The organism is Achromobacter xylosoxidans A8, from assembly GCF_000165835.1.
In the GTDB taxonomy this organism is placed as follows: Bacteria; Pseudomonadota; Gammaproteobacteria; order Burkholderiales; family Burkholderiaceae_B; genus Achromobacter; species Achromobacter xylosoxidans_B.
In genome coordinates, this window is the sequence record NC_014640.1 from 368385 (window position 1) to 393401 (window position 25017).

The 25017-nt window shown below is 64.6% G+C and carries 23 protein-coding genes; 20 read left to right on the forward strand and 3 right to left on the reverse strand.

The annotated features are described in order from the left end of the window. The first annotated feature begins 47 nt into the window (after positions 1-47). The 11 genes from AXYL_RS01755 (at position 48) to AXYL_RS01805 (ending at position 11842) form a co-directional block, all read left to right on the forward strand. Entirely contained in the window at positions 48-971 is a 924-nt protein-coding gene (locus tag AXYL_RS01755; protein WP_013391109.1) for a LysR family transcriptional regulator, read from the forward strand. 354 nt (positions 972-1325) lie between these two features. Then, positions 1326-2519, forward strand: a complete 1194-nt coding sequence (gene urtA, locus AXYL_RS01760) for an urea ABC transporter substrate-binding protein (protein WP_013391110.1) — start codon at positions 1326-1328, stop codon at positions 2517-2519. Positions 2520-2588: 69 nt separating this feature from the next. Then, positions 2589-3491: an urea ABC transporter permease subunit UrtB gene (gene urtB, locus AXYL_RS01765; protein ID WP_041654757.1), complete on the forward strand. Its 903-nt coding sequence runs from the start codon at positions 2589-2591 to the stop codon at positions 3489-3491. 4 nt (positions 3492-3495) lie between these two features. Next, entirely contained in the window at positions 3496-4542 is a 1047-nt protein-coding gene (gene urtC / locus AXYL_RS01770) for an urea ABC transporter permease subunit UrtC (RefSeq protein WP_013391112.1), read from the forward strand. Positions 4543-4574: 32 nt separating this feature from the next. Beyond that, a complete protein-coding gene (gene urtD, locus AXYL_RS01775; RefSeq protein WP_085947826.1) occupies positions 4575-5336 on the forward strand; it encodes an urea ABC transporter ATP-binding protein UrtD in 762 nt (253 codons plus the stop codon). A gap of 14 nt (positions 5337-5350) precedes the next feature. Beyond that, positions 5351-6040 carry an urea ABC transporter ATP-binding subunit UrtE gene (gene urtE / locus AXYL_RS01780; protein WP_013391114.1) on the forward strand — a complete coding sequence of 230 codons (690 nt, stop codon included), beginning with the start codon at positions 5351-5353 and terminating at the stop codon, positions 6038-6040. Positions 6041-6065: 25 nt separating this feature from the next. Continuing rightward, complete coding sequence (locus tag AXYL_RS01785; protein WP_013391115.1) at positions 6066-7103, forward strand: aliphatic amidase; 1038 nt, start codon at positions 6066-6068, stop codon at positions 7101-7103. 69 nt (positions 7104-7172) lie between these two features. Beyond that, positions 7173-7979, forward strand: coding sequence for a CbbQ/NirQ/NorQ/GpvN family protein (locus AXYL_RS01790; protein ID WP_013391116.1), 807 nt, complete (start codon positions 7173-7175; stop codon positions 7977-7979). 2 nt (positions 7980-7981) lie between these two features. Further along, positions 7982-9961, forward strand: coding sequence for a nitric oxide reductase activation protein NorD (locus tag AXYL_RS01795; protein WP_237709972.1), 1980 nt, complete (start codon positions 7982-7984; stop codon positions 9959-9961). A 97-nt stretch (positions 9962-10058) separates the two neighbouring features. Beyond that, positions 10059-11213, forward strand: coding sequence for a transporter substrate-binding domain-containing protein (locus AXYL_RS01800; protein WP_013391118.1), 1155 nt, complete (start codon positions 10059-10061; stop codon positions 11211-11213). Then, entirely contained in the window at positions 11213-11842 is a 630-nt protein-coding gene (locus tag AXYL_RS01805) for an ANTAR domain-containing response regulator (protein WP_013391119.1), read from the forward strand. Before AXYL_RS01800 ends, AXYL_RS01805 begins: the two co-directional genes overlap by 1 nt. A gap of 16 nt (positions 11843-11858) precedes the next feature. On the opposite strand, the gene AXYL_RS01810 is transcribed toward AXYL_RS01805, so the two are convergent. After that, complete coding sequence (locus AXYL_RS01810; RefSeq protein WP_013391120.1) at positions 11859-12620, reverse strand: aspartate/glutamate racemase family protein; 762 nt, start codon at positions 12618-12620, stop codon at positions 11859-11861. Positions 12621-12858: 238 nt separating this feature from the next. Here AXYL_RS01810 and AXYL_RS01815 point away from each other — a divergent pair, with 238 nt between their 5' ends. Next, complete coding sequence (locus AXYL_RS01815; RefSeq protein ID WP_013391121.1) at positions 12859-13740, forward strand: LysR substrate-binding domain-containing protein; 882 nt, start codon at positions 12859-12861, stop codon at positions 13738-13740. Between the two features lie 496 nt (positions 13741-14236). Here AXYL_RS01815 and AXYL_RS01820 read toward each other — a convergent pair whose 3' ends face one another. Continuing rightward, positions 14237-15520 carry an IS256 family transposase gene (locus tag AXYL_RS01820; RefSeq protein ID WP_013391122.1) on the reverse strand — a complete coding sequence of 428 codons (1284 nt, stop codon included), beginning with the start codon at positions 15518-15520 and terminating at the stop codon, positions 14237-14239. Between the two features lie 155 nt (positions 15521-15675). Beyond that, positions 15676-17454 carry a M61 family metallopeptidase gene (locus tag AXYL_RS01825; protein WP_013391123.1) on the reverse strand — a complete coding sequence of 593 codons (1779 nt, stop codon included), beginning with the start codon at positions 17452-17454 and terminating at the stop codon, positions 15676-15678. A 31-nt stretch (positions 17455-17485) separates the two neighbouring features. Here AXYL_RS01825 and AXYL_RS01830 point away from each other — a divergent pair, with 31 nt between their 5' ends. From AXYL_RS01830 to atpA, 8 genes are all read left to right on the forward strand, one after another. Then, entirely contained in the window at positions 17486-18262 is a 777-nt protein-coding gene (locus AXYL_RS01830) for an enoyl-CoA hydratase (protein ID WP_013391124.1), read from the forward strand. A 256-nt stretch (positions 18263-18518) separates the two neighbouring features. Beyond that, on the forward strand, positions 18519-20069 hold the full coding sequence (locus AXYL_RS01835; protein ID WP_013391125.1) for a DUF1254 domain-containing protein: 1551 nt from the start codon (positions 18519-18521) through the stop codon (positions 20067-20069). Positions 20070-20504: 435 nt separating this feature from the next. After that, positions 20505-20921, forward strand: a complete 417-nt coding sequence (locus AXYL_RS01840) for an ATP synthase subunit I (RefSeq protein WP_413772869.1) — start codon at positions 20505-20507, stop codon at positions 20919-20921. Positions 20922-21003: 82 nt separating this feature from the next. Then, positions 21004-21885 (forward strand): F0F1 ATP synthase subunit A, encoded by an 882-nt coding sequence (gene atpB / locus AXYL_RS01845; RefSeq protein ID WP_013391128.1) that lies wholly within the window; start codon positions 21004-21006, stop codon positions 21883-21885. Positions 21886-22003: 118 nt separating this feature from the next. Continuing rightward, positions 22004-22246 carry a F0F1 ATP synthase subunit C gene (gene atpE / locus AXYL_RS01850; RefSeq protein WP_003815363.1) on the forward strand — a complete coding sequence of 81 codons (243 nt, stop codon included), beginning with the start codon at positions 22004-22006 and terminating at the stop codon, positions 22244-22246. A gap of 144 nt (positions 22247-22390) precedes the next feature. Next, positions 22391-22861 (forward strand): F0F1 ATP synthase subunit B, encoded by a 471-nt coding sequence (locus AXYL_RS01855; protein ID WP_013391129.1) that lies wholly within the window; start codon positions 22391-22393, stop codon positions 22859-22861. Between the two features lie 12 nt (positions 22862-22873). Then, positions 22874-23413 (forward strand): F0F1 ATP synthase subunit delta, encoded by a 540-nt coding sequence (locus tag AXYL_RS01860; protein ID WP_013391130.1) that lies wholly within the window; start codon positions 22874-22876, stop codon positions 23411-23413. A gap of 28 nt (positions 23414-23441) precedes the next feature. Next, positions 23442-24983: a F0F1 ATP synthase subunit alpha gene (atpA, locus tag AXYL_RS01865; RefSeq protein ID WP_013391131.1), complete on the forward strand. Its 1542-nt coding sequence runs from the start codon at positions 23442-23444 to the stop codon at positions 24981-24983. Positions 24984-25017 lie beyond the last annotated feature (34 nt).

The following is a 25017-nucleotide window of genomic DNA, read 5'->3' on the forward strand; positions in this document are numbered from 1 at the left end:
CAAGAAAAAATTACAAAGTTCTCACAATCATTGTCGGAAAAACAGACATGAGCGAATTCACGCTGCACGATCTCCAGTGCTTCGACGCGGTGGCGCGCGCCGGCGGCTTCCAGGCGGCCGCGGTAACGCTGCACCGTTCGCACCCGGCGGTGTTCGCCGCCGTGGCCAAGCTGGAACGGCAGCTGGGCCTGGCCCTGCTGGACCGCAGCGGCTACCGCGTGAGCCTGACAGCCGCGGGGCAGTCCTTCCACGCCCGTGCGCAATCGCTGCTGCGCGAGCTGACCGCCTTGCGTGCGCACGCCGAACAACTGGCGATGGGCGAGGAAACCGAACTGCGGATCGTGATCGGCGATTTCTGCCCGCGGCCCTACGTGCTGGGCTTGTTGAGCCGTTTCTTCGCGGACTGTCCGGCCACGCGCCTGGACCTGCACTTCGAAGCCGTGTCCGGGCCGCTGGAACGCCTTTACGATGGCGAGGCCGACCTCATCCTGCATCGCGTCGACAAGAACGACGCCCGCATCGAATGGGTCGATTTGGTCAAAGTGCCTTTCGTGCCCGTCGTGGCGCCGGGCTTTCTGCGTGAGCCCGTGCCGCGCGCGATCAAGCCCGCGCTGCTGCGCGACTACACGCAATGCGTCATGCGCGATACCGCCACGCACTCGCCATCGCAAGACTATTTCACCGTCGAAGGCGCGCGCCAGTGCACGGTGGCTGACCAGTTGATGAAGAAGGAAATCATCCTGCAAGGCATGGGCTGGGGCCATATGCCGCGCTTTCTCATCGACGATGAACTGCGTGACGGCAGTCTGCTTTCCATTGCCAACCGCCATCTGCCCGGCAGCGTCGAAGAACTGGTGGCGGCGCGGCGCACGGACCGGGCGCAAGGCCCGGTGTCGAACCGCTTGTGGCAGTACCTGCAGGCTGCCGCGCCAGCCTTGCGCCGCGCCTTGGCATCGCGTCGCGGCCGCTAAGGGAAAATACGCATGGCATAGCGCCACACGCTTCTTCAGAATGCCTTCCAGACGCAAGTTCGTCTTCAAATTTTCGCCGACTGCCAGTGTTGCCAGTCAGGCGTAGGGCAAAAAGGCCCGAGCCGGAATTTCCGGCTCGGGCCTTTTCGTTTTCCGTTTGTCCATCGCTTCTCTTCGAATGGCGTTTCGCTGCGCCGTGGGCGCAGCTTTGCCTGAAGAAACGTGGACGCTGCGGGCGGACGGCAGTCGTCGTGATGTGGTGGGCAATGGCGCCTGTCCAATCCCGGGCAGTTCAGGGCTTGCGTGCAAGCCCCGGCCGGAGGCTTGCCTTCAGAAACGCACAGGAGCGCAACGATGAGCGTATACAACCGCCGCCGCTTTCTGCAGCACAGCGGCTCCATGGTCTTACTGAGTGCCGCATCGGGGATGGCAGCCTTGCCCCGCCAGGCTTACGCCCAAGACACCGTCAAACTGGGCCTGCTGCATTCCCTGTCCGGCACCATCGCCATCGCCGAGGCTTCGCTGGTGGACGCGGAAAAGCTGGCGATCGAAGAGATCAACGCCGCGGGCGGCGTGATGGGCCGCAAGATCGAACCCGTGGTCGAAGACGGCGCGAGCGAGAACGCGGTGTTCGCCGAGAAGGCGCGCAAGCTGCTCGACCGCGACAAGGTCGCGGCCATCGTGGGCTGCTATACCTCGGCCTCGCGCAAGGCCTTGCTGCCCGTGCTCTCGCGCAGCAAGGGCCTGCTTTACTACCCGACCTACTACGAGGGCCAGGAGCAGGATGCGCGGGTGTTCTACCCGTCGCAGGAAGCCACGCAGTCCGTGATCGCGGCGGTGGAGTGGATGGCGCGAGAAAAGGGCAAGACCTTCTTCCTGGTCGGCTCCGACTACATCTATCCGCGCACCTGCAACAAGATCGCCAAGCCGGCCATCGCGCGCATGAACGCCAAGGTGGTGGGAGAAGAGTACGCGCCGCTGGGGCACACGGAATTTTCTTCCATCATCAACAAGATCAAGGCGGCCAAGCCCGAGTGCATCTACAGCACCGTGGTGGGCGGTTCGAACGTGGCGTTCTACAAGCAGCTGCGCGCGGCCGGCCTGGACGGAACCCGCGTCGTGCTGCTGTCCACGGTGGTGTCCGAGAACGAGATCGAAGGCATAGGCAAGGACAACGCGGCGGGTTACTACGCCTGCATGGGTTATTTCCAGAGCCTGCAGAATCCGGCCAACGAAAAGTTCGTCAAAGCGTTCAAGGCCAAGTACGGCCAGGACCGCGTCATCGGCGACCCGATGGAGGTTGCCTACAACAGCGTGTACCTGTGGAAGCTCGGCGTGGAGAAGGCCGGTTCGTTCGATCCCGACAAGGTGATCGCGGCCTCGGCGGGTCTCACATTGCAAGCGCCGGAGGGCACCGTGCGCGTGCATGAAACCAACCATCACGTCTGGAAGAAGGTACGCGTGGGCAAGGCCCGGCCCGATGGGCAGTTCGACATCGTCTGGGAATCGGCGGACCTGATCGAACCCAATCCCTTCCCGAAGCTGTAGCGCGCGCTGGCGGATGCGCGCGAGCCCATGGCCGGCGGCGATGCCGCCGGCACAGCCTGGAACGTGACCATGAATCTCGACATTGCGGCAATGCAGTTTTTCAACGGGATCAGCCTCTTCAGCATTCTTCTGCTGATGGCGATCGGCCTGGCCGTCGTGTTCGGCCTGATGGGCGTCATCAATATGGCCCACGGCGAACTGATGGCCATGGGGGCCTACACGACCTATCTGGTCTCGGCGGCGTTCCAGCATTGGGCGCCGGGCTGGATGGACGTTTATCTGTTCGCGGCCATTCCGCTGGCGTTCCTGGTTACCTTCGCATTTGGCTATGTGCTTGAGCGCGGCTTCATACGCTGGTTCTACAACCGTCCGCTGGACACGCTGCTGGCGACCTGGGGCTTGAGCCTGATCCTGCAGCAAGCCTACCGCTCGATATTCGGCGCGCAGGAGGTCAGCGTGCCGCTGGCCTCCTGGCTCAGCGGCGCGTGGGAGCCCACGCCCGACCTGCAGTTCCCGCTGAACCGCATTTTCATCCTCGGCCTGACATTGCTGGTGGCCGTGGGCGTGTACCTGCTGCTTTATCGCAGCGCCTGGGGCCTGCGGGTGCGCGCCGTCACGCAGAACCGCGCGATGGCAGGCGCCGTCGGCATCAACACGCGGCGCGTGGACGCGCTGACCTTCGCGCTGGGTTCCGGCCTGGCGGGGATCGCCGGCTGTGTCTTCACCATGATCGGGTCGACCAACCCCGGCACCGGCCAGCTCTACATCGTCGACTCGTTCATCGTGGTGGTGTTCGGCGGCGTGCAGAGTCTGTTGGGAACGGCGTTTTCCGGCCTGGCCATCGCGCAGTCGCAGACCACGCTGGAATACCTGATGAGCGGCTCGATGGCCAAGGTCACGATCCTGGTCCTGGTGATCGTAGTGCTCTATTTCCGCCCAAACGGGCTGTTCGCCAATAAGACTCGGGGGTGATGCGATGAAGGCCCTGCACCGGAAAACCGAAGAGATCGCGATCCTGCTGGTCGCGGCGCTGATCCTGGCTGTGCTGCCCCTGTCGCTGGATCCGTTCCGGCTGAACCTGGTCGGCAAGTACATGGCGTTCGCCTTCGTGGCGATAGGCATCGTGCTGACCTGGGGCTACAGCGGCGTGTTGAGCCTGGGGCAAGGCATATTCTTCGGGCTGGGCGGCTACATGATGGCCATGTTCCTGAAGCTGGAGGCTTCCGCGCCGGAACTGCCCGACTTCATGGTGTGGAGCAGCGTGGATAGCCTGCCGGTCTGGTGGCAGCCGTTCCACTCGCTGACGCTGACGCTCTTGCTGATCGTGGTCCTGCCGGGCCTGGCCGCCTATCTGTTTTCCTTGGCCATTTTCCGCAAGCGGGTCAGCGGGGTGTACTTCGCCATCGTGACGCTGGCCCTGGCGATGACGCTGACTGTCCTCATCATCGGCCAGCAGGGAGACACGGGCGGGGCCAATGGCATTACCGACTTCCGCACGCTGCTGGGCTGGGACATCGTCGGCGACGATGGCAAGCAGGCGCTGTACTTCATCGAGGCTGGGGCGCTGATCGTGGCGATGTTGGCGGCGCTGGCGATCGTGCGCAGCCGGTTGGGCAAGATCCTGATCGCCATCCGCGACCGCGAGGACCGCGTGCGCTTCTCGGGCTACGACACGGCGCACGTGAAAGCCTGCATTTTCGCGGTGGCTGCGGTCCTTTCGTCCATCGGCGGCGCATTCTTCACCCTGCAGGTGGGCCTGATCTCCCCGGGAGCGATCGGCGTGGTGGCGTCGATCGAAATGGTGATCTATGCCGCGGTCGGCGGCCGCCTGTCGATTCCCGGAGCCGTGGTTGGCGCCTTGCTGATCGGCTTTCTCAAATCCTATCTGTCCGAGACCTTCCCGGAAGTGTGGCTGTACTTCCTGGGCGCCATCTTCATTGCGGTGGTCGTGATCATGCCCAACGGCCTGGCCGGCGTGTTCGGCCAGATCCAGGCGCGCCGCGCCGCGGGGAGCGCGCGATGAGCGCCACCCTGGACCTGCAGGAGCCCGCCAGCATGGACATGAGCAGCGACCGCCCGGCGCCGGGCGCCATCCTGAGCGTCGAGGATCTGACAGTCTCGTTCGACGGCTTTCGGGCCGTGGACGGGCTGAGCCTGCGCGTGGCGCAGGACGAACTGCGCGTCATCATCGGCCCCAACGGCGCAGGCAAGACCACGCTGCTGGACATCATCTGCGGCAAGACCCGGCCGTCCGCGGGCCGCGTGATGTTCCAGGGCCGCGACCTGGTGCGGATGGCGGAGTTCGACATTGTGCGCGCCGGCGTGGGGCGCAAGTTCCAGACGCCATCGGTCTACGAAGACCTGACCGTGCTGGAGAACTTCGAGATCTCGTTGCCCAACGCGCACGGCGTGGTCCGCTCGTTGCGGTTCCGGCGTACGGCCGACATCCGCGAGCGCATCCAGGACATGGCCGCACAAGTCTTTCTGCAGGACCGCCTGGCGGAGAAGGCGGGCCGCCTGAGCCACGGGCAGAAGCAATGGCTGGAGATCGGCATGCTGCTGATGCAGAGCCCGCAGCTGCTATTGCTGGATGAACCGGTGGCCGGCATGAGTCCGCGCGAACGCGAACAGACCGCCGAGCTGTTGGCGCGGATCTCGCGCGGCAAATCGATGGTCGTCATCGAGCACGACATGGATTTCGTCAAGCGCATCGCGCACAAAGTCACCGTGCTGCACCAGGGCCGGCTGCTGAGCGAAGGCACCGTGGCCGAGGTGCAAGCCGATCCGCGCGTGCTGGATGTGTACCTGGGCCATTGATAGGAGGGCGCGCCGTGTTCCAGATCGACAAGCTGAACGTGAGTTACGGGGAATCCCACGTCGTTCACGACGTGTGCTTCGACGTGGCGCCCCGGGAATCCGTGGCCATCATGGGCCGCAACGGCATGGGCAAGACCACCTTGCTCAAGGCGCTGATCGGCATGCTGCGGTCGGGCTCGGGCAGCATCCGGCTGGACGGCGTGGAACTGGCGGGCATGGAGAGCTACCAGCGTGTACGCAATGGGCTGGCCTTCGTGCCGCAGGGCAGGATGATCTTCCCGTTCCTGACCGTGGAGCAGAACATCCTGACGGGCGCCGAGCGCAGCGGGCTCAAGGCCGTGCCGGAATACCTGTACCGGTTTTTTCCGGTCCTGCATGAGATGCGCCGGCGCAAAGGCGGCAACCTGTCCGGCGGACAGCAGCAGCAATTGGCGATCGCCCGGGCGCTCATTTCCGATCCGCGCGTGCTGATCCTGGACGAGCCTACCGAGGGCATCCAGCCTTCCATTATCAAGGACATCGCGCGGGTCCTGAATGCGCTGCGCGAGGAACGCGGCTTCGCCATCGTCGTGTCGGAACAGATGTTGGGCTTCGCATTGGACCTGGCCGACCGCTTCCTGGTGATAGATCGGGGCCGCATCGTGCATGAGGCGTGCCGCGAGAACCTGGACCAGGAAAAAGTCAGATCTTTCCTGACGGTATGACCGTCAACCACCGAGGAGCATTGTCATGAGACATGGAGATATCTCCAGCAGCAACGATTGCGTGGGCGTGGCCGTCGTGAACTACAAGATGCCGCGGCTGCACACCCGCGCGGAGGTGATGGAGAACGCCCGCAAGATCGCCGACATGGTCGTGGGCATGAAGCGCGGCCTGCCCGGCATGGACCTGGTCATCTTCCCCGAGTACTCGACCCACGGCATCATGTACGACGCCAAGGAAATGTACGAAACCGCGTCGGCCATTCCGGGCGAAGAGACCGCGGTGTTCGCCGACGCCTGCCGCAAGGCCAACGTCTGGGGCGTGTTCTCGCTGACGGGGGAGCGCCACGAAGAGCACCCCAACAAGGCGCCCTACAACACGCTCATCCTGATGAACAACAAGGGCGAGATCGTACAGAAGTACCGCAAGATCATGCCCTGGGTGCCGATCGAAGGCTGGTATCCGGGCGATTGCACCTATGTGTCGGAAGGCCCCAAGGGCTTGAAGATCAGCCTCATCATTTGCGACGACGGCAATTACCCCGAGATCTGGCGCGATTGCGCCATGCGCGGCGCGGAACTGATCGTACGCTGCCAGGGCTATATGTACCCGGCCAAGGATCAGCAGGTCATGGTGTCCAAGGCCATGGCGTGGATGAACAACGTCTATGTGGCGGTGGCCAACGCCGCGGGTTTCGATGGCGTCTATTCCTACTTCGGCCATTCGGCCATCATCGGCTTCGACGGCCGCACGCTGGGCGAATGCGGCGAGGAAGACATGGGCGTGCAGTACGCCGAGCTGTCGACCAGCCTGATCCGCGACGCGCGCAAGAACATGCAGTCGCAGAACCACCTGTTCAAACTGGTGCATCGCGGCTACACCGGCAAGATCAATTCCGGCGAGGAGGCCACGGGCGTCGCGGCCTGCCCCTACAACTTCTACGCCAACTGGATCAACGATCCGGAGGGCACGCGCAAGATGGTCGAGTCCTTTACCCGGTCCACGGTGGGCACGCCGGAGTGCCCGATGGAAGGCATTCCCAACGAGGACGCAAAGCATCGCTAGGCGCGCCTGCCGATCATCCGGTCCGTCCGGCCTGCCGTGCCGGACGGACGCTTTCCGAGGACATGAACCGTGCCGTCTCCGCTCGATACCTACCGGATTGCGCAAGAACCCTTTTACCGCCCGACGGGGCGGGAAACCGCGTTGTACGAACATGCGTACGCGCATCGGCTGCCAATAATTCTGAAGGGTCCCACCGGCTGCGGCAAGACGCGGTTCGTGGAGTACATGGCCTGGAAGCTGGGCCGGCCGCTGGTCACGCTGGCGTGCAACGAGGACATGACGGCCTCTGATCTGGTGGGCCGCTACCTGTTGGACGCCGACGGCACCGCCTGGCATGACGGCCCACTGACGCTGGCGGTACGCCATGGCGGCATCTGCTACCTGGACGAGATCGTGGAGGCGCGCCAGGACACGACGGTCGTCATCCATCCGCTGACCGATGCGCGGCGCATCCTGCCCCTGGACAAGAAGGGCGAGGTGGTGCGAGCCCATCCGGATTTCCAGTTGGTGGTGTCCTACAACCCTGGCTACCAGAGCAGCGCCAAGGACCTCAAGCCCTCCACCCGGCAGCGTTTCGTGGCGCTGGATTTCGACTATCCGGAACCCGGGCACGAGGCCGAAATCGTGGCGCACGAGGCGGGCATAGCCGTCGGGCTGGCGGACCGGCTGGTGCGGATCGCGCACAGTTCGCGCGAGCTCAAGCGCCATGGGCTGGACGAGGGCGTGTCCACCCGCATGCTGATCTACGCCGGCATCCTGATCCGCGAAGGCGTCAGTCCCGCCGAGAGCTGCGACATGACGATGACGCGTGCGCTGACTGACGACCCCGACATGGCGGCCGCGCTGCGGGCGCTGGTCGATGCGAACCTGGAATGAACATGCGAGCCGTCCTGTCCGCGGGGGAGGGAGCCGGCGCCGGCGCACGCCTGGCAGGCACGCTGGACGACAAGTTGCGCCGCCTGGCCGCGCGCAGCGGCGAGGACCAGGCCGCGGCAGTGCGGCGCTGGATCGACTTGCTGCACGACGAAGACGCGGAGTGCGCCGCAGCCGTGGCGGAGCGGCTCGACCAGTTGATGGCGAAGCTGACGGCGGGCGGGCTGGGGCGCTGGATGCTGGCGGGCCTGCGGCGCTACGAACGCCAGCCCGCCTTGCTGCGCGCCTACTTCCAGTTGCGCGATGCCTATGCGCGCGAGGCCCTGAACGGCGAAGCGGGCGCGCAGGATCTGGAAGCCGCGCAGGCGCGGCTGTCATGGCTTCTGTGCGGCCTTTCGGGCAGAGCCATGGGGGTCGAAGCCTTGCGGCGTCCGGCGCTGGACGGTCCGCCTTCGCGCCCCATTCTCGCACCTACGCATCTGCTGGTGCCGGACAGCTACACCGTGCTGGACGGCGCCGACCGCTGGGCGCTGTACCGCGCGGCCGTGGCGCATGCGGCGGCCCATCTGCGCTATTCGCCGGCGGCGCAACCGGTCGCGAGCCTGAAGCCCATGGGCGTGGCAGTGGTGTCCGCCATTGAGGACGCGCGAGTGGAGCGGCTGCTGGCCGTGGACTATCCCGGCGTGCGCCGCTGGTTCCTACCGTTCGCGCCGCCGCCGCCCGATCCTGCGGACCTGGGGTTCGCGGCGCTGATCCAGCGCATGAGCCGTCTGCTGATGGACCCGTCGCTGCGCGACGACAACCACTGGGTGAACAAGGCGCGGGCATTGTTCGAGGCGCAGTCCGCCGACCTGCGGGACACGGCGGCCTTTCGCCGCCTGGCGTCGGTACTGGCGAACGACCTGGGCCAGATGCGGGTGCGCTTCAATCCGCAGCAATACGCCGTGCCGGTCCCTTACCGCGACGACAACGCCTACCTGTGGGACTACGGCGACGCGGCCGAACCGCCGCCTGAACTGACCCTGGGTTCGCAGGGGATGGCGCCCGAGCCCCGCGACGCGGCGCCGCAAGGGCAGGAAGACGTACAGCAAGCTGCCGACGAAACGGAACTGGGGCGCTATCGCTATCCGGAATGGGACTACAAGCTGGGCCGCAGCCGGCCGGACTGGTGCACCGTGATCGAGAAGCTGCCCGGCTGGAACGGCACGGCGCCGCCTGCGCCCGCCGCTCCTGTGCAACGCCTGGCCTTGCCGCAGTCGCGACGCCTGAGCCGCGCGCGCCGCCTGAGGCGGCAATGGGAGGGCGATGACATCGACCTGAACGCCGCGATCGAGGTCCTGATCGACCGGCGCCTGGATCTGGCGCCCGACGCCCGCTTCTTCATGCGGCCCGGCAGCCAGCCCTGCGCCAGCAGCACGCTGGTGCTGCTGGACCTGTCGGCTTCGGCCAACGACCTGGCATCCGACGCCGGGACGACGGTGCTGGATCTGGAGAAGCAGGCAGCGATGCTGCTGGCGCAGGCCACATCGGGCGAAGGCGACAGGATTGCCGTGCACGGCTTCTGTTCGGATACGCGGGCGGCGGTGTATTACTACCGGCTGCTGGAGCCCGGCGCTCCGGTGGCGACGGCGCTGGGCCGCATAGGCGCGGCCCAGGCCCGCTATTCGACGCGCCTGGGCGCGGCGCTGCGGCATGCAGGCGGGCTGGCGCTGCTCGTCCCGGGGGAGCGGCGCGCCATCATCGTCGTGACCGACGGCGAGCCTTCCGATGTCGACGCGCACGACCCGCGCTATCTGGTGGACGACGCGCGCGAGGCGGTGCTGGAATTGCGCGGGCGCGGCGTGAGCGTGCATTGCGTTGCGCTGGACGCCAAGGCCGAACCGCAGCTGCGCGCCATGTTCGGCTTTCGCGGCTACCGGATCGTGACGAACCCGGCGGCGCTGCCGCAGGCGCTGGTCCGCGTCTATGCCAGGGCGGCGCCGTGACGACCCCAGGAATCCACGTGTTGACGGCGGCTGCGGCTGTGCTGAAACTGATGAACTCGAAAAAGGATGGATGTCCGCGCCAGCGGGCCTCCCGATCATGGCAAACAAAGATCCCATCCGTGTAGGCGTGTTGTTCTCTGAAACGGGGGCCACATCGACCATAGGCCGTTCCCAGCTGCAAGGCACGCTGCTGGCCATCGACGAGATCAACGAGGCGGGCGGCGTCGACGGCCGTGAGATCGTGCCGGTGCGTTACGACCCGAGGTCGGACCCCGCCACCTACAGCGTGCTGGCCGAAAAGCTGATCACGCAAGACCGCGTAAACGTCATATTCGGCTGCTATATGTCCAGCAGCCGCAAGGCGGTGCTGCCGGTGGTCGAGAAGTGGAACCGGCTGCTGTTCTACCCGACGCTGTACGAAGGGTTCGAGTTCTCGAACAACATCATCTATACCGGCGCCGCGCCCAACCAGAACAGCGTGCAACTGGCGGAGTTCATGACCGCCAACTTCGGCGCCCGGGTCTACCTGATCGGCTCGGACTACATCTATCCCTACGAGTCCAACCGCATCATGGGCGAACTCGTGTTGCAGCGGCAGGATAGCGCCAAGCTCGGCGAGCGCTACGTGCCCTTGACCGCGACCGAGCGCGATTACCGGGAAATTCTGGACGACATCCGCAACAAGCGCCCGGACTTCATCTTCTCCACCGTGGTCGGCAACTCCACCGCTTGCCTGTACCGCGCCTACGCGGACGCGGGCTTCGATCCGAAGACCATGCCCATCGCCAGCCTGACGACCTCCGAAGCGGAGATCTCGCAGATGGAGCCCGAGGTCGCAGCCGGCCATTTCACCTCCGCGCCGTACTTCCAGTCCATCGATTCCGACATCAACCGGCGCTGCCTGGAACGCTTGCGGCGGCGCTTCGGCCACGACTGCGTGCCCAATCTTTGCTGGGAAGCGGCGTACTTCCAGATGCACATCTTCGCCAACGCCTTCCGCGACACTGGCACCGACGAGATCGCGCAAATTCTGCCGCGCGTGCTGCAAAGCGAATTCCAGGCGCCCCAGGGCCGGGTGCGCATCGATCCCACCAATCATCACACTTGCCTGTATCCGCGTGTCGGCCGGGTCAATGCCAAGGGCCAATTCACCATCGTGCGCGAGGCCACGCGGTCCGTGCATCCCGATCCGTACCTGGTCACCCATTCGCTGGGCGACTGGACGGCCACCCTGAGCTCGCTGGACATCTGATGGGCGATACCGCCAGCCGCCAGCGCGCGGAGCGCGCGACGCCTTCCCTGCTCAAGGACCTGCGCACGCTGCGGATCGCGGTCTATCATCCCGACGACGCCGACGGCCGCCAGTTGACGCAACAGCTTCAGCGCATCGGCTGTCAGGTCCAGACCTTCTGGCCGCCGGCGCCCACCCTGCCCGAAGGGCTGGACGCGGTATTCCTGGCCGTGCGGCCGGACGTGATCGACCTGGGCTTCGAATGGGCCAAGAGCGACGACGCGCCCATGGTCATTGCCATCGTCACCTACGAGAATCCGACCATCGTCGAGGCCGTGCTGCGCATCGGCGCGAAAGCGGTGCTGCCTTCGCCCGTGCGCTCATTCGGCCTGCTGTCTTCGCTGGTGGTGGCGCGCCAGGTCTATGACGACATCAAGTCGCATGCCCGGCGCCTGCGCAAGCTCGAGGGCAAGCTGCTGGGCGTGCGCCGTATCGCGGAGGCCAAGAGCATCCTCATGCGCACGCGCAACGTCACCGAGGACCAGGCCTACGACCTGATCCGCGAGCAGGCCATGAACAAGCGCGTCACCACCGAGGAAATCGCGGGCGCCATCGTCAACGCCAACGAGATCCTGTCGCTGGGCAAGTAGGGCGCCCCGCGCCGGCTCAGTACTTGCCGGTCAGCAGCTCGCCCGCGTTGGGCACGCGCGCTTCCAGGTCCAGCACCTTCAGCATCCGGTAGACCGTCGCTGCGGCGGCCGTCACCACCGGCAGGCCCAGGCGATCCTGTGTCGGCTGGATCGATGCCAAGGACGGCATCTGCACGCAGGCGGACAACACCACCGCGTCCACGCCGCGCGTGTTCAGGCGCTCCACATGGCTGGCAGGCGCCATCGGATCCTGCGCGCCGACCTTCAGATTGTCCGGGATCTCCAGCGACAGGCTGTCCTGCACCTCGATGCCTTCGTTTTCGATGTAGTCCACCACCAGCTTGGTCAGCGGCTTCATATAGGGCGTCAGGATCGAGACCTTGCGCGCGCCGATGGCGTGCAGGCCCTCCACCAGCGCGCCCGCGCTGGAGATCACCGGCGCCGGCGCGCCGTTGTCCACCGTGGCCTGGTGCAGGCGTTCCTGCGAGACGCGGTGATAACCCAGTCCCTGGCTCATGATCGCCACCAGGCAGGCATAGCCCAGCACGTCCACCCGCGCGTCGGACAGTTCCTGCGCGCAACGGTCCGATTCGCGGTCCATCGACGCCAGTTCCGCCGCCGTCACCTGCTTCATGCGCATGCGGCTGGAATGGAAGGTGAAACGTTCCGGCGCAATGGTCTCGCGCAGGCGCAGCATGGCCGGGATCTCGGTTTCCATGGTGGTGTTGGAACTGGGCACGATCTGGCCGATGCGCAGGGCGCGGGGGGAAGTGGTCATGGCGATGCTCCTCGAAAGGCGTAAGAGGGGCCGGCCCGCTGCGATGCGCGGGAGTTCGGCGATACGGAATGCGGATGTCAGCCGATGGCGGAGCCTGCGGCGGCTAGCGCCGGTCTCATGGCAGGTCCCCGGATGTGCTCGTGTGCTCTATCGGCAGGACTTATTCTGGTCGCCGGGAACGATATTTTCCAATATAGTTTTTATCTGGTTTGATATCTTTCCCAAATAACTGACCGCCATGGAAATCCGCCAACTCCGCTATTTCGCCGTGCTGGCCGAAGAACTCAACTTCACCCGCGCCGCCGCCCGCCTGCACATTTCGCAACCGCCGCTCAGCCTGCAGATCGCGCAGCTGGAGCGCGAACTAGAGGTCAAGCTGTTCGACCGCAACAACCGCCGCGTGACCCTGACCGAAGCCGGCGAAGCTTTCCTCAACGACGTGCGCGCGCTCCTCGCCAGCCTGAAGGACGCCACCGTGCGGGTCCGCGCCGTGGACCAGGGCCTGGCGGGCCGCATCGAAGTGGGCCTGTCCGGATCGCACTTCATGGGCCCAGTCCCCGCCCTGATCGCGCGCTACAAGGCGTCCCATCCCCAGGTCTCCGTGCTGCTCAATGAAATGAATCCCGCCGCGCAACTGGACGCGCTGCGCGGACACCGCATCGACGTCAGCATCTCCCGCACCGCCGTCGACGACGAGGAACTACAGTCCATGCCCCTATGGCCCGATCCCGTCGTGGCCGTGCTCCCCAAGGGCCACCCCCTCTCCGCTCGCAAGCGGCTGGAGCTGAAGGACCTGGCCGGCCAAGCCTTCGTCATGCTGCGCCAGGACACGTCGGCCTTCGCCCGCACCCTGGCCGAAACCTGCGCCCGCGCCGGCCTGCCCCTGTCCGCCGCCCAAACCGTCGCCGAAGTCCCGGCCCAACTGGCGCTCGTCGCCGCAGGCCTGGGCGTGGCCCTGGTTCCGCGTTCCACCTGCCGCCATGCCACCGACCGGGTCGCCATCTGCAGCCTGCCCGCCAATATCTCCCGCGCCATGGTCTACGCCGTCACCCGCAGGCTGGGCAGGAGACGCGCGTTGGATACGTTCTTGCAGACTGCGGCGCAGATGAAGGAGGAGTGAGGGCGTAATCGCTGACGGTCCAAAAATGTCGTGGCCATACTGATGCCAGACGCCGGAATCCCGGGAACCGTGCGAGGTGCGCCATAACATCCAACGCAACGGTGCCAACGAAGGGCAGTGACCGTCGCGCAGCGTCACCATCCGACGCAAGACTCCGCGTAAGCCCCAGAAGGCCGCCCGCGCGGCCGCCCTGGGGCGGACCCCGCAAGATCTTCGCCAAACCCCAGACCGAGGCCAGAACCCCAAGCACCCAGCTCGTCCCAGCGCCCGTAAAGATTCATACAACCGAGCCCGGCGCGGCGGCCCAGCCGGTGGCGCGGGGCGTCGATAAGCCCAAGGGAATCCGTAGGGAGCCGAAGGCGTACGAGGATGACGCAGGGGCAGTCCGGAGCGTAGGCTCCGGACCGCAATCGTTGCCCCGCGCCACCGGCTGGGCCGCCGCGCCGGGGAATGTCAGAAATTTTGTGTTTTAGGCATTGTTCTGACATTGCATTGTTTACTGGCTGCCCAGTTGCGGGTCGATACGGTTCCGGGTAAATCGGTCTTCGTAGAGGATGGCGAACTGCTGCATAGCCTCGGTCCAATGATGTGTGGCCGAACCCCATTTAACGGTGATGTTTCGCAGCGCCAACCAGAGCAGCTTAATCGCCGCGTCGTCGGTGGGGAAGTGGCCGCGTGTCTTGATGATTTTGCGTAGCTGCGCGTTCACGCTCTCTATCGCGTTCGTCGTGTAGATCACGCGTCGGATCGCAGGTGGGAACACGAAGAATGGGATGACGTGTTCCCAGGCGCCTTTCCAGGCCTTGACGATCAAGGGGTACTTCACGCCCCACGGGCTCTTGGCAAACTCATCGAGAGCCTGTTGTGCGGCCTCGGTGCTGACCGCAGCGTAGATCGGGCGCAACGCCGTGGCGATTGTCCGGCGTTCTTTCCAGCCTGCATAACCCAAGCTATTGCGGATCAGATGCACGATGCACGTCTGCAACGTGGTGGCCGGGAACACGACCTCCAGCGCCTGGGGCATCCCCTTTAAACCGTCAGTCACCGCGATCAGGATGTCCTGGACGCCTCGCGTTTTTAGGTCGTTGAACACCCGCATCCAGAACCTCGCGCCTTCGGTGGTCTCGATCCACAGGCCCAGAATCTCGCGTGTGCCATCGGGTAGCACACCCAACGCCAGATAGACGGCCTTGTTCTGCACCAAGCCCTCGTCGCGGATCTTGACCCGTAGCGCGTCGAAGAACACCACGGGGAACATCGGCTCCAGCGGCCGGTTCTGCCAGGTCTGCACTTCTTCCATGACCTCTTCGGTCACCGAACTGATGAACTCCGGCGACACGTCGGTGCCGTACTGTTCGTCCAGAAACGCCCGGATCTCGCGCACGCTCATGCCACGGGCGTACATCGCGATGATCTTGTCATCAAAACCGGTAAACCGGCGTGCGTGCTTGGGGATCAGGATCGGCGCAAAGGTGCCGTCCCGATCCCGGGGAATATCCAGCTTCAGCGGGCCGTCATCGGTCAGCACCGTCTTGCTGCTCTTGCCGTTGCGCTGGTTGGTCGACGCCTGCGGTCGAGTCTGGCCCGCCGGGTAGCCCAGGTGTCGGCCCAGTTCGGCACCCAGAGCTCTCTCGATCAGCGCCTTCTTCAACAGCATGAACGTGTCCTGCACCGCCTCGGCTGTCATCGGCCCGGTTACAAGTTCATCGAGCAACTGCTCTGCACTGGCCGGTAGCGCCGGCGGGCTGGACTGCTTCGCGGACTTCGGATTGCGTGCCATGAGCGGTCTCCTTGAAAACCATCATAGGCCTGCACACAAAAATCCTGACACTCCCGCCGCGCCGGGCGGCCTTAAGAATCCAAACCCGGCCGCCCAAAAAACAAGGACCGTCCCACAACACACGGCCCCAAAAAAACCGAGCGAAGTAAAAACACTCAACCCGTCAATACACAATCCAAAGCCTCAGGCGGACTCAATCTAACCCGGAACTCCCTCAACTCATCCCGCCGGAACACATGCACAGTAATCCGGTCCCCCGCCCGATACTGCGCCAGCAACAGCTCCAGCCCCGCCGGCGCATCCACCCGCAAGCCATCCACCGCCACCAGCACATCCCCGGCAGACAAGCCGCCCTTATGCCCCGCGCCGCCCTCCAGCACCGTCGCCAGCACCAGCGACTCCCCCTGCTTGCGCGTACGCACATCCAGCGAAGGAATATTGGCCGCCGTCTTCCATTGCAGCTTGATGCCCTGCGGCTCCAGCAATTCAGCCAGCGGCACATCCGCCGTCCCATAGGCATGGCGTGCAATGAAGAGCCGAGTATCAACGCCCGTGGCCTCGAGAATCAACGCCGGCAGCCCGTCCTCGGCCAAACCCTGCGGCTTGCCCTGATAAAAGTCACGCCCATAACGGCCCCACAGCAAACGCATCACATCATCCAGCGAGCGTGCCCCGTCCGTTTCCCGGCGGATCAGCAGATCCAGTCCCAACGCCACCAGCGCGCCCTTGGTGTAATAGCTGACCAGCGCATTCGGCGAATTCTCGTCCTGCTTGTAATAGCGCGTCCAGGCATCGAATGAACTCTCCGCCACCGACTGCTTCGTACGCCCCGGCGTGCGCGCCACGCTGGTGATGGTCTTGGCCAGCAGGCGCAGATAGTCGGGCTGCGTGATCGCGCCCGAACGCAGCAGCAGCAGATCGTCGTAATAGGAAGTGAAACCCTCGAACACCCACAGCAGGCGCGTCAGGTCAGGCTGCGAAAGATCGTAGGGAACAAAGGCTTCCGGCTTGATCCGCTTGACGTTCCAGGTATGGAAATACTCATGGCTCACCAGCCCCAGGAAACCGCGATAGCCCTCGCCCTGGCCCTGCTGGCCCATCACCGGCAAGTCCTTGCGCGCCGTCATCAGCGCCGTGCTGGCGCGATGCTCCAGCCCGCCATAGCCGTCGCCCGTGACCATCGTCATGAACACGTAGCGGTCCGAGCTATCCAGGAAAGGCGCGCGCTTGCTGCGCGGCTCGAAGAACGCGATCTGCGTTTCGCAGATCTTGCGTACGTCTTCCGTGATCCGCGCCAGATCCAGATTGGGCGCAACCCCGGTGAACACCAACTCGTGTTCCGCGCCATGCGCCACGAAACTCGACACCTGCGGCGTGCCCATCTCCACCGGATGATCGATCAGCGCGTCATAGTCGGGCGCCAGGTACAACCCGAAACCATGGCGGCGCGCGGCGCCCTTGTGGCCGCGCGCTTCAGGCAGGCTGGTGTAGACCTTCCAGCCCTGGATCGAACGCGGCGGAGCCAGGTCCACCAGGCACGGCAGATGGTCCTGGCCATGCACCCGCAGGAACACGCTGGTGCCATTGAAAAAGCCGTGAGTCTCATCCAGGTGCGCGCCGCGCACCGACAGGTCCCAGGCATAGACTTCGTACTCGACCCGCAGCGGACCCTCGCAGGGCGCGGCCTGCCAGGTGTGGTTGTCGATCTTCTCGACCGGTACGCGTCGCGAGCCCGAATAGGCCGCCAGCGATTCGATCTGGCGCGAGAAATCGCGGATCAGGTAGCTGCCCGGAATCCAGGCCGGCAGCGACAGGCGCTGGCCGCCGGGGGAGGGCGCTGCGATGCTTAGGGTTATCCGGTAGCGGTGTCCGGCCGGGTCGTGGGGCGCGAGGCGGTAAAGTAGCGGCAGAGCGTTGTCTTTTTCCATGGACATATCTTACTTTCATACTTATTCGGAGACATCAATGAGCGAGTCGTTTGTGCTGGTCGAAACCCGGGGCCGCGTCGGCCTGCTGACGCTGAACCGTCCCAAGGCCCTGAACGCCTTGAACGATCAACTGATGGATGAGCTCGGCGCGGCCCTGCTGGCGTTTGAAGCGGATGCCGGTATCGGCGCCGTGGTCATCACCGGCAGCGAAAAAGCCTTCGCCGCCGGCGCCGACATCGGCGCCATGAAAGACTGGTCGTACATGGACGTGTATGGCGGCGAGTACATCACGCGCAACTGGGAAACGCTCAAGCGCATCAAGAAGCCCGTGATCGCTGCCGTGGCCGGTTACGCCCTGGGCGGCGGTTGCGAACTGGCCATGATGTGCGACATCATCATTGCCGCCGACAACGCCAAGTTCGGCCAGCCCGAAATCAAGCTGGGCGTGATCCCGGGCGCCGGCGGCACCCAGCGCCTGCCGCGCGCGGTGGGCAAGGCCAAGGCCATGGACCTGGCGCTGACCGCCCGCATGATGGGCGCCGAGGAAGCGGAACGCGCCGGCCTGGTGTCGCGCGTGGTTGCGGCCGACAAGCTCATGGAAGAAGCCATGGACGCGGCCACCGTCATCGCCTCCATGTCGCTGCCTTCTGTCATGATGGCCAAGGAATGCGTCAACCGCGCCTTCGAAGGTTCGCTCAACGAAGGCCTGCTGTTCGAGCGCCGCGTGTTCCATTCGCTGTTCGCGACCGAAGACCAGAAGGAAGGCATGGCGGCTTTCACTGAAAAGCGCAAACCGGACTTCAAACACCGTTAATCCTTGTTACGCGCGGGCCTATGGTCCGAGCGCACCCGGATTCGCCCCTCGCGCCCACTCAGGGCGCGATTTTTTTGCATGCATGCTCTAGTGCGCGCCGTGTTGCGCCTTGAAACGCTTGGGCAGCACCTTGTTGCAGAGTTCGGTCCTATCCTGAAAAAGCGTCACCACGAGGTGCCGCGCCAGAGAGGCTTGCCCGAACTGGCAAGCCCGGCGCGGCGGCTCGCTTGCAGACAAAACCAAGAAGGAGCCTTGCATGCGTACATCTATCGCTACCCGCCGGTGGTCCGCCGCGGTTCTCGCCGGCGCGCTGAGCGCCTGCTTCGTTACCGCCGCGCAGGCGCAATCGCCACGTCCCTCCTTGCGGCTGGTGTCCGAGACGCCATATCCGGCCGCTTCCGCGCCCGCCGCGCAGATGAGCGAGCAAGAGCTGCGCGACATCGCCATCGACGCCTATGTCTACGCCTATCCAATGGTGCTGATGGAGCTGGCGCGCCGCAAGGCCACCGCCGTGCAGACGCCGCTGGACGGCAAGGCGCCGGTGAATCAATTCGGCCACAAGGCCGCCTTCCCGGATCCGCGCGCCGGCGACGTGCCGTGGCCCAGCGCCGATGCGCTCTATTCCAGCCTGTGGTTCGACGTGTCGCGCGCGCCGCTGATCGTGAACCTGCCCGCCACCGGCGACCGCTATATGGTGTTGTCGGCGCTGGACATGTGGAGCGACGTGTTCGCCTCGCGCGGCACGCGTACCAATGGCAACGGCGCCCAATCCTTCGCCATCGTCGGCCCCGGCTGGCAAGGCAGCGTGCCGCCCGGCATGGACGTGATCCACAGCCCCACCGCCACCGGCTGGCTGATCGGCTGGACCCAGGCGGGCGGCCCGCAAGACTACGCGGCCGTCAATCAGATCCAGGCCGGCATGACCGCCAGTCCGCTGGCCGCGTCCGCCACCGCTCGGCCCGCCGTCAACCGCGGCTCCCGCAGTGCATATCCGCAGACCGGTCCCGGCGTGGGTGCGGCGCCAATCGGCAGCGACCTGCCGCCGCCCATGCCCGTGACGGTACCCGACGGCACGCCGGCCGAGCAGGCCGCGGGCATGGATGCCGCCTCGTTCTTCACGCTGTTCTTCGACGTGATGCGCAACAACCCGTCGCACGCCAATGACACGCCCATCCTGGACCGCATGCGCCGCATCGGCCTGGACAGCCGCCAACCGTTCTCGTATGGCCGCCTGAATCCGGCTGTGCAGCAGGCGCTGGCGCAGGCCCAGCCGCTGGCCGGCCGGCGCATCGCCGATGGCGTGTCGCGCCTGGGCACGCCCATGAACGGCTGGAGCACCGTGCTGTCCGGCATCGGCACCTACGGCACCGACTACACGCGGCGTGCCGCCATCGCCTATGCCGGCCTGGGCGCGCCGACGCCCGAGGACGTGCTCTACCCGGTGACGGTGTCCGATTCCAAGGGCCGCGCGCTGAACTCCAACGAGGACTATGTGCTGCACTTCGACAAGGGCCAGTTGCCGCCGGCGAATGCCTTCTGGTCGCTGCACGTCTACGACGCGAACCACGGTTTTGCCGACAATCCGGCCAACCGCTACGTGCTGCGCAGCACCGACGGCCTGAAGTACAACGCCGACGGCTCGCTGGACATCTACATCCAGCGCCGCGACCCCGGCGAACGCAAGCGTTCGAACTGGATCGCCTCGCCGGCGGCCGATGCGCCGTTCCTGCTCAGCATGCGCCTGTATTCGCCCCAGGATACGGCGCTGGACGGTCTGTGGGCGCCGCCGCCGGTCAAGGAAGACTGACCTTGTTTTGATGGTATAAAGCGCGGCCTCCATTGCGGAGGCCGCGTTGCATGGCGCAGGGTTTGCGCACCGTGCGTTGCGGGCTGATTCGCGTCCCTAATTTCGTCGGATCCAAGCGTTGTTTGCACCTTACAAACGGCCGAAAGTTCATTTGCTAGGGTAAAAAGAATCACGCTATACTCTGCGGGTTTGACGCTTGCGGGATAAGAACACGTAGCGGCTGACAAGTAGCAGGCACGGCGTTGATGAGCCTTTTGAAATCAACGACTTGGCGCCGGCTATGGGAGGCAGCTACGGGCAGCGGGACGCGCCGGTTCTGATAGGGGCAAAGAAGCAAAGCGAGGAAGTTTGATGCAACAGAACTCCATGCAGCAGGAAGTGCGGCAGGGTCCGGTTGAAGGTCAGGGTCAGCAGCAAGCAATGTTTGACCACGACATGACGGATAAAGTTCTGGTTCTCAGTGACGCGGATCGCGCGGCGCTGAATGCTCAAGCAAGCCGCGGGCTCCTGTTGGCATTGGCAGCGCAAGGTGCCATGGGGCTCGCAGCAGCAGTGATAGCGGGGGTTGTCGGAGGGGCGGCGGCAGGTTGGTCGGCGCTGGCGGGGGCGGGAGCGTATTTCATTCCCAATGCGTTGTTCGCATTGCGCCTGGCTGTCAGCGTACGGGCCGGTAAGTCCAGTCCCTTTACCTTTCTCTCTGGTGAGTTGATCAAGTTGTTCGCAACGGCGTTGCTGTTGTGGCTGCTTTCGCGTGTGGCGCAGGACAGCCTCGTATGGCCTGCCGCGCTGCTCGGTCTGATACTCACATTGAAGGGCTATCTCTTGCTCTTGATGTTCCGCAAGTTGTCATAGCGCCGAGCAGGTTTGCGGCAAACGAAATCGTGGAATCGTCCGGTTCGCAAGGGCCGGGCACAGCAAATAGGGTAGGATTCAAATGGCTGCTGCCAGCGACGTGTCGCCTCAGTCCGCGTATATTCAGCACCACCTGGTGCATCTGAACAATACCGGTGAGAAACAGAGCGCTATTGCTCAGTTCGACATCATCAATTACGACTCGTTGTTCTGGTCCGGCCTGATGGGCCTGATCGTCATTTTCTTCCTCTGGCGCGCTGCGCGCCGCGCCACCAACGGCGTGCCGGGCCGCTTCCAGGCCTTCGTGGAAATGATCGTCGACATGGTCGACGACCAGGCCAAGGGCATCGTCCACAACGCCAAGAGCCGTCTCTTCATCGCCCCGCTGGCGCTCACCGTGTTCCTCTGGATCATCCTGATGAACGCGCTGGACCTGCTGCCCGTCGACTTGCTGCCCTCCATCTGGCGTCTGACCGGCCTGGGTGCCGAGCATGGCGACCCTCTCTACTACCACCGCATTCTGCCGACCGCCGACCTGAACGTGCCGATGGGCATGTCGCTGGGCGTGCTGCTGCTGATGTTCTACTACGGCATCAAGATCAAGCACCCGGGCGGCTTCGTCAAAGAACTGTTCACCGCGCCGTTCCATGCGCACGGCATCGGCGCCATTGTGCTGGCTCCGTTCAACCTGCTGCTGAACCTGATCGAATACGCCGCCAAGTCCGTCTCGCTGGGCATGCGGTTGTTCGGCAACATGTTCGCCGGCGAACTGATTTTCATGCTGATCGCCCTGCTGGGCGGCGCCTGGACCGGTTTCAACGGCGCCAGCATCGGCTTGGGCATCGGTCACATCCTGGCCGGTTCCATCTGGGCGATCTTCCACATCCTGATCGTTCTGCTGCAGGCCTTCATCTTCATGATGCTGACGCTGGTGTACCTCGGCCAGGCTCACGAAGGCCACTGATCCCCCGAATTTCCCGTGCTGGCCACCCGGCCAGCACGGGATAGCAAGATTATCTTGCATTGAGCAGTACCCCTTATTTTTCAATTTTTGACTTCAGATTTCTAACCAAGGAGTTGTCATGACCAACGTCGCTTTCGTTGCCCTCGCATGCGGTCTTATCATCGGTCTGGGCGCTATCGGCGCTTGCATCGGCATCGCACTGATGGGCGGCAAGTATCTGGAAGCCTCGGCTCGTCAGCCTGAACTGATGAACGCTCTGCAAACGAAGATGTTCCTGCTGGCTGGCCTGATCGACGCGGCATTCCTGATCGGCGTGGGTATCGCCATGCTGTTCGCCTTCGCCAACCCGTTCGTCGGCTAAGGCACCGCCCGCCGGCGAAAAGGCGGGTCATGACGCTGGCGGCGATGCGGGTGCAAGCTCCGTCGCCGCCTAGCAAAGTATCGAGTGCTCCGTGACGCCCCTTTCCGGGTGCGGTCGGAGCCGCAAGGTGTTAAAGGAACGACCGTGAATCTGAACGCGACGATCATTTTCCAGATGCTCGTGTTCTTCGTTCTGGGCTGGTTCACGATGAAATTCGTGTGGCCCCCCCTGACGAAGGCGATGGACGAGCGCCGCCAGAAAATCGCCGACGGCCTGGCCGCCGCCGAGAAGGGCAAAGCCGATCTGGCTCAAGCCCAGGCGCGCGTCAGTCTGATCGAGGCTTCTGCCAAGTCCGAAAACCACGCCCGCATCATCGAGGCCGAGAAGCAAGCCGCCTCCCTGATCGAGCAGGCCCGCCGTGAAGCGGAAGCCGAGCGCGCCCGCATCGTGGCGCAGGCTGCCCAGGATGCCGCGCAGGAAGTCCAGCGCGCCCGCGACCTGCTGCGCGACGACGTCGCTGCGCTGGCCGTCAAGGGTGCTGAACAGATCCTCAAGCGCGAGGTTGACGCCCGCGCACACGCCGAGCTGCTCAACCAGCTCCGCGCGCAGCTTTAATCCGGGACCGTCATGGCTGAACTTTCCACTGTTGCCCGGCCCTACGCTGAAGCGCTCTTCAGCGCGGCGCGCGACGACCGCGCCGGCTTGCCGGCCTGGTCCGACCTGGTCAGCGAACTGGCTCAGGTCGCCTCCAACCCCGACGTGCGCGAGGCCATGGCCGACCCGCGTCTGGGCGACAAGCAGCGCGTCGAGCTGTTCTCCGGCCTGGTAAAGGCCGAACTGCCTCAAGCCGCCCGCAATTTCATCGAGCTGCTGGTCGAAAACGACCGGTTGCTGCTGCTGCCCGACATCGCCGCGCAATTCGCGGTGCTGCGGAATCGTCACGACGGCACGGCGCAGGCGGAAATCACCAGCGCGTTCGAACTGAGCGATGCCCAGGTCAAAGAACTGGTTACCGCCCTCGAACAAAAATTTGGCCTCAAGCTCAAGCCCAGCGTCACCGTTGATCCGTCGCTGATCGGCGGCGTGCGCGTGGCCGTCGGTGACCAGGTGCTCGATACTTCCGTACAAGCCCAATTGGCCCGCATGCGCGATCAGCTCGCCGCTTAAGGCAACTAACAGGATTCCAGGAGTCAATATGCAACTCAATCCCTCCGAGATCAGCGAACTGCTCAAGAGCCGCATCGAGGGCCTGGGCGCTTCGGCTGATGTCCGTACTCAGGGCACCGTCGTGTCCGTGACCGACGGTATTACCCGCATCCACGGCTTGTCCGACGTGATGCAGGGCGAAATGCTCGAATTCCCCAACAACGTTTTCGGTCTGGCGCTCAACCTCGAGCGTGATTCCGTCGGCGCCGTTATTCTCGGCGACTACACCGGCGTTTCCGAAGGCGACCAGGTCAAGACGACCGGCCGCATTCTGGAAGTTCCGGTCGGTCCCGAACTGAAAGGCCGCGTGGTCAACACGCTGGGCGAGCCGATCGACGGCAAGGGCCCGGTCAACGCCAAGGCCACCGACATCATCGAAAAAGTGGCGCCTGGCGTTATCGCCCGCCGCTCGGTGTCGCAGCCGCTGCAAACCGGCATCAAGGCTATCGACTCGATGGTGCCGATCGGCCGCGGCCAGCGCGAACTGATCATTGGCGACCGCCAGACCGGCAAGACCGCCGTCGCTGTCGACACCATCATCAGCCAGAAGGGCAAGGGCGTCACCTGCGTGTACGTCGCTATCGGCCAGAAGGCTTCCACGATCAACAACGTGGTCCGCAAGCTGGAAGAGCACGGCGCGATGGAATACACCATCGTCGTGGCCGCTTCGGCCTCCGACTCGGCCGCCATGCAGTACCTGGCCGCCTACGCCGGCTGCACGATGGGCGAATACTTCCGCGATCGCGGCGAAGACGCCCTGATCGTTTATGACGACCTGACCAAGCAAGCCTGGGCCTATCGCCAGGTCTCGCTGCTGCTGCGCCGTCCGCCGGGCCGCGAAGCCTACCCGGGCGACGTGTTCTACCTGCACTCGCGCCTGCTGGAACGCGCTGCCCGCGTCAACGAAGAGTACGTCGAGAAGTTCACCAACGGCGCCGTCAAGGGCCAGACCGGTTCGCTGACCGCGCTGCCGATCATCGAAACCCAGGCAGGCGACGTGTCGGCCTTCGTTCCGACCAACGTGATCTCGATCACCGACGGCCAGATCTTCCTGGAAACCGACCTGTTCAACGCCGGTGTCCGCCCCGCAATCAACGCCGGTATTTCGGTGTCGCGTGTGGGTGGCGCTGCTCAGACCAAGGTCGTCAAGAAGCTGTCCGGCGGTATCCGTACCGACTTGGCGCAGTACCGTGAACTGGCCGCCTTCGCGCAGTTCGCTTCCGACCTGGACGACGCGACCCGTCGCCAGCTGGAACGCGGCAAGCGCGTGGTGGAACTGCTCAAGCAGCCGCAATACCAGCCGCTGCAAGTGTGGGAACTGGCCGTCACGCTGTACACGGTCAACAACGGCTACCTGGATGAAGTGGACGTGGCCCAAGTGCTGTCGTTCGAGAAGTCGCTGAAGGATCAACTGAAGGCCAAGCATGCGGCCCTGATCCAGCGCATCGAAGACACCAAGGAACTGTCCAAGGATGACGAGGCCGAACTGGCCGCCGCCATTCAGGAATTCAAGAAGCACGGTGCTTTTTAAGAAAGTGATGGGTTAGGCGTCCGCGACGCCTCAC